At 49.6% G+C, this 5,861-nt stretch carries 4 protein-coding genes; 1 reads left to right on the forward strand and 3 read right to left on the reverse strand.

The window, feature by feature from the left end; genetic code table 11:
• From H6S82_RS14295 to H6S82_RS14305, 3 genes are all read right to left on the reverse strand, one after another.
• Positions 1 to 1,159, reverse strand: a 1,159-nt coding sequence (locus H6S82_RS14295; RefSeq protein WP_191056341.1) for an NDP-sugar synthase, incomplete at its 3' end; no start/stop codon positions are given.
• Between the two features lie 240 nt (positions 1,160 to 1,399).
• A complete protein-coding gene (locus H6S82_RS14300; protein ID WP_190472799.1) occupies positions 1,400 to 2,344 on the reverse strand; it encodes a ScpA family protein in 945 nt (314 codons plus the stop codon).
• Between the two features lie 49 nt (positions 2,345 to 2,393).
• Positions 2,394 to 2,750: a LapA family protein gene (locus H6S82_RS14305; RefSeq protein WP_190472796.1), complete on the reverse strand. Its 357-nt coding sequence runs from the start codon at positions 2,748 to 2,750 to the stop codon at positions 2,394 to 2,396.
• A gap of 360 nt (positions 2,751 to 3,110) precedes the next feature.
• Here H6S82_RS14305 and H6S82_RS34365 point away from each other — a divergent pair, with 360 nt between their 5' ends.
• On the forward strand, positions 3,111 to 5,789 hold the full coding sequence (locus tag H6S82_RS34365) for a putative PEP-binding protein (RefSeq protein WP_190472793.1): 2,679 nt from the start codon (positions 3,111 to 3,113) through the stop codon (positions 5,787 to 5,789).
• The last annotated feature ends 72 nt before the right edge of the window (positions 5,790 to 5,861 follow it).

The following is a 5,861-nucleotide window of genomic DNA, read 5'->3' on the forward strand; positions in this document are numbered from 1 at the left end:
TATCCTGGCCCAGGAGTTCTGCGATCGCCTGCCGTTCGATCGGCGTTTGATTCGGCACTTCCTGACGCGCATCGGTAATCAGCCAATCCAGAGCGGCTGCTTGAACGTCGATCGTCGCACCAGTTTTATCCACACAGTAGCGCCCAAACACCAGCTTATCTACTAAGCGAATTCCCGGCCCCAAGCGAGAGTATTCAAAAATGATGCTGTTGTCAACAGTAGCTCCCTTGCAGACCCAGCAATTAGGGCCGATCATCGTTGGACCGATAATTTTGGCTCCATCTTCAATGCGCGTCATCCCACCAATGTAAACTGGCCCGGTAATATCAACCTTGTCCCAGTTAACAGCGACATTTACCCCCGTGTAAATGCCGGGAGCAACTTCTTGTCCCGGTATGGCCACATTTTTGACTTCTCCCAGCAACACGCTGCGAATGGCGTGCCAGTAGTCGGGGACTTTACCGATATCCACCCATTGGAAATCCATTTGCACAGCATAAAAAGGCGCATTTATTTCCACCAACTTGGGGAATAACTGACTGCCGATGTCGTACTCAACGCCAGAGGGGATGTAATCCAAAACTTCCGGCTCAAAAATGTAAATACCAGTGTTGATGTTGGTGCTGAGAGCTTCTTCCACCTTTGGCTTTTCTTGGAAGGCTTTAATTCGACCATCTTCATCGGTGACGACAACGCCGTAGCTAGAAACTTCTTCTTTGGGGACGGACTTCGTGATCACGGTAGCGATCGCACCTTTTTCTCTGTGCCACTTCACCGCCGCCGTTAAATCCAGGTCAATCAAGGCATCTCCGCACAGCACCACAAAAGTATCGTCAAAGAAAGGGTAAAAATCCTGGATGCGCTTCATACCACCGGCAGAACCGATCGCCTCACCCACCAGCTTACCCTCAACAATTCGACCTTCAAAAGAATAGGCTATTTGAACGCCAAACCGCTGACCGTCGCGAAAATAGTTTTCGATCTCATCCGCCAAGTGGCTGACATTGACCATGATTCGATCGAAACCGTGCTGGCGGAGCAATTCAACTAAAAACTCCATCACTGGCTTTTGCAGGATAGGAATCAGCGGTTTGGGAATGGTGAACGTAATCGGACGAATGCGGGTACCCTTCCCAGCCGCCAAAATCATGGCTTTCATAAATATCTTTCTCTCTACCTTGGGCCACTACATTTCAAATCGGATGTTGCGCCTACGAGCGACGAAACTTTCGCCGCTCGTAGGTTGATGCCAGAATCAGACCGTCAGTTCTACCAGCGGTTTGTTTTTGCTCGCATCGCTGACAGACGATCCAAACTTGACGGCATCTGCAAACAAAGCTGCCAACGACAGTTTATAAACATTCTCTCAATTTACCCACATTTACCCACATCTTCGCTGCTAAGCCCCCGATCGAAGAGTGCGGATTCTCAAGTCTTGGTAGAACTCCTCTTGAACTAACTCTACTTTCGATTGAGCCGACAGCAATAGTAATGCCCAGAAAATGCCCACTCGATCGTGCAATTGCTCTTGAGATGAAAGATCGGAACTGGGAATTGGATAGGGGGGAGGTAACTGTGCCTCTGCGGAATCAGCATCGGAGGCTGGGACAGAAGGGAAAGAATTTCGATCGTTTCTTCTTTGCGCCCACAGCATCAGCAAATGCTCCAGATCCAACCAATCTTGCTCCGCAAGCAAACCGGAGCAATAAATTGCCAAAAACCGCTCCAGTTCGGCGGCAATTTCTACAGAGTTTTCCTCGCGGACAAGTTCTAGCGCCGCCCGTACTGCCTGGGTGCGAGCCTGAGAATAAGAGCGAGTCGATCCAGAACGGGGGCGCGGCGGTTTTTCTGCAATTGCAGCTGCGACTAACTGCAACTGCTCGATTAACTCTTGCAGCGTTACTCGCCGATAGCTGGGCGGCTGGGCCGCTGGGCGTCTGCGTAACTGACGCTCCAAGTTTCTCGGCAATCCAGTCCCATCAGAGTCATCGATATCCGACCAATCTTCCTCTATTTCCGAATCGGGGTTGTCTTCATCAGCGAATTGCAACCGCTCCAGGGTGTTAGCTTTGAGCAATACCAGTAGCGACGCATCCACAAAAGCTTGCCCGGATTGAGACAGGTCGGCGATGCCAAAACCATCCTGGGCGTTACTTAAAGCAGCGATCTCGTTCAAACAGCGATCGATCGCGTCGATCACCTGCACATCCCACGGGTCAATTTCTCCCCGCTCGGCTAGATCTATGAGCAGCGCGATCGCGCTAACCTGCGGCCCTGTTGGGTTCGCGTAATTCACGGTCGGGAGTGAATAGGCGATCGCTTCTTGTGCTTGCGGAACGGTCATGCCTTCACCGAGACTTATGTCGCTAAATTTCAGCCAATGCTTGTATCTATCATGCCGCTTTGCTCACCGATTCTGATCCCACTGGCAGTTCGGATTTACTTTCGGCAGTTTCTGCTTTGATTTGTTCGAGATCTTTTTCCAACTTTTGAATTTGGCTATCTTTCTCGCGGATTTGGCGCATTTGTTTGCGAGATTCCAGCACTCGCAGCAGTCGAGACCAAATACTAAAGATCCACGCCAGCACCGCTCCTAGCCCCATTGTGACTATAATTTCTATGCACAAAGGTGCTTGTATGTCAATCCCTTTGAAAAGTTTAATAACAACAGGATCGGTATTTTGTAAGCTGAATAAAACCAGAGCTAAGCAAACCAGGAAAATAATGACAAAATTAATGGCTCGTGTCATCGAAACGCTACTCCTTTACTTGTGTTGATGCGCTCCTATGAGAGAAACGCTTGCGGTCGGGATCGGGGTAGAGCAGAAAACTCAAGGCTTGCCAAATCAGAGGGTCGGAACGCTTGCCTCATTTTAGCCCTGTCGTGAACTGGCGATCGGCTTTCAGCATTCAGCGATGGGCCGCCAGCTTTTTGACGGCTCCGTTTTCAAACTGCTTGCCGTTGGCCCAAGCATTCTTTGCTCGTCCCGTAAATTATTTTGTACTAGCAGAAAGAGAGATTACCGCAATTTCACGTAAAACCACATAAAAGAAAAGAGAAAATAAATGTTAAGAAAATAGAAAGGCTCCTCCAACGGTTGTAAATCTCTGTGGATAATTTCCTCTGGCTAAACCAGATTCAACCCCGCGATCGCCTCCAGGTAGGGGAAAAGGCGTTCCACCTCAGCCACTTAGCGCAGAGGGGTTATCCTGTCATACCCGGTTTTGCGATCGAAGCATCAGTACTGCGCGATTTTCTGGAGAAGATAGACTGGTTTGACCCCCTGTTCGCGGATCTGCCAAATTCCTCGCTGCATCTCGATGTTGATAATCCGCGACAGTTGCAGCTAGTCGCTAGAGCCATCCGTCAGGAAATCACCACAGCTACCCTACCAACGGAATGGAAAACCGCACTAGCATCTTTTTCAGCAGGTATAGAAGCATCGGCACTAATTCTGCGCCCCTCCCTCGCACTGCCATCGGAAACAGGGGTAACTTCTGACCTGAAGATTTCCGGACTGCTGGAAGCCCACGTTTGCGATCGCAACGAAGAGGCACTAGCTGCCGCCATCAAACGAGTATGGGCAGAGCTATTTAGAGCCAGAAGCCTGCTGTACTGGCGGCGTAACGGTATCCAAATCCAGCATATTAACCTAGCTATCTTAGTACAGCCGCTTTACAACAGCCTCGCTGCCGGTTTGGTGCAAGCGAGCCCAAACTTATGGGAAATTCAAGCCACTTGCGGACTGGGGATGGCTTTGATCAAAGGAGAAGTCCTACCCGACTACTACCAAGTGCAGCCAGAAAGCGGTACAGTGCTGATGCAACAACTGGGCGTAAAAACTCTGGCTTATAACCTTAAGGAACTGCCCTCCTGGCAGGGAATCGAAAGTAAAAACGGCTTAAGTTCACCTCTACAAACCTATTCGCTCGGCGAGGAGCAACAACAACTCTACGCCTTAGAAGAAAAATATCTCAAGCAATTGATTCGGCTGGCTCAGCAGCTGACAGATGAAATAGGGCCAGCTTTCACAGTAGAGTGGACGCTCACAGCCAAAGGTTCTGAAAGTTCAGCAGCCGAACTGTATATTACTCAAGTTCGTAGTGCCCAGGAAATGGGTAGTATGGAATCAACCTCGCTTGCCTTCGATTCAGGGGAACAAGGGAGACAAGCGGACAACGAGACAAGCAGACAAGCAGTAGAAGAAAGTATTTTAACTCAACACTCATTCCTCACTACTCATTCCTCACCGAATGCCCAATCAATCAGCTCCAGTCAAGAACCCTCAGTCGCTCATCCGCTGAGGGGAATAGGGGCAGCTGGAGGACGAGCGATCGCACCGGCTCAAGCGATCGCTTCCTTCAGCCATAACCCCGAAATTACTTCAACTGGTAGAGTTTTGGTAGTCAAAACCTTTCACCCAGATTGGCTGCCCCTGCTCAAACACGCAGCTGGAGTGGTAGCAGAACAGGGGGGCATGACTTGCCATGCGGCAATTATTGCCAGAGAACTGGGAATTCCGGCGGTAGTCGGCGTCAGGGATGCCACTCAGAGTATTCAATCCGACGAATTTGTGTTGGTGGATGGCGATCGAGGAGAAATTTATTTACTTGGAAAAGAAAGAACGGCATTCCCCAGCATCATCAGGGAAAAAGGGGAATGGAGTATGGAGCCTAGTGTATCCGGTACGGGGCATACAGAAGTAGGAAAACCTTTCATTTACAATCCCCAACATCCTATTTCTAGGGTGTTGCACAACACGCCAGAATTGCCCGATGCACAACTGCCGATCGCTAATACCCAAGGTCTAATGCCCAATATCCAATTGCCAATCACCGCTACTACTTCGCCGATCGTAGCTACTCAATTGCTCGTTAATCTGAGTCAGCCCAGTACTATTGAGCGTGCTGCCAGTTTACCGGTAGATGGTGTGGGCTTATTGCGCTCAGAACTGATGATGTTAGAAGTTTTGCAGGGACAACACCCCGGTCGGTGGCTGACTTCGGGACGAAAACAAGAGCTCGTTGAATTAATGGCTCAAACTATCTGTCAATTTGCCGCTGCTTTTGCCCCGCGCCCTGTTTTTTATCGCTCTTTGGATTGGCGATCGCATGAATTTCAATCTTTAGCGCCTTCTTTTCCCTCCGAAGTTAATCCGATGTTGGGAATGCGAGGCACATTCAGCTACCTGCAAGACCCATCTTTGTTCGATGTAGAATTGTCGGCATTGGTTAAGGTTTACCAATCCGGCTACACGAATGTTAACCTGCTCTTGCCATTTGTTCGCACGGTTGAAGAGTTTTCTTTCTGTCGCAGTCGTGTAGAGCAGGCAGGATTGCTCCATCAATCTCATTTTCAACTTTGGATTATGGCAGAAGTGCCTTCGATCCTATTTTTGTTGCCGGATTACATTAAGGCGGGGTGCATGGGAATTTCGATCGGCACTAACGATCTGACTCAATTGCTGCTGGGAGTGGATCGGGATCGAGCCGAAATGGCAATAGGTTTTGATGAGCGACATCCGGCAGTGATGGAAGCTATCGCTCAGCTGATCCGAACAGCGAAACAAGAGGGTATTCCTTGTTCGATTTGCGGTCAAGCACCAGCCAAGTATCCGGAATTGATCGATCGCCTCGTAGAGTGGGGGATATCCTCAATTTCTGTCAGTTTGGATGCTGTTGAGCGTACTTACACCTGCATAGCTCGTGCCGAACAGCGCTTGCTCCTGGAAGCAGCACGAAGTCAAAAGTCGAAAGTCAAAAGCCAAAAGAAAGGGCGTCGGGATTAGGGCGTCGGGAAGAGGGAAAAGGAAGACGGAAGACCGAAAATATTAATTTTTCCACTCCCCCACTCCCCCACT

The organism is Planktothrix sp. FACHB-1355, from assembly GCF_014748295.1.
Taxonomy (GTDB): domain Bacteria; phylum Cyanobacteriota; class Cyanobacteriia; order Cyanobacteriales; family Aerosakkonemataceae; genus Aerosakkonema; species Aerosakkonema funiforme_A.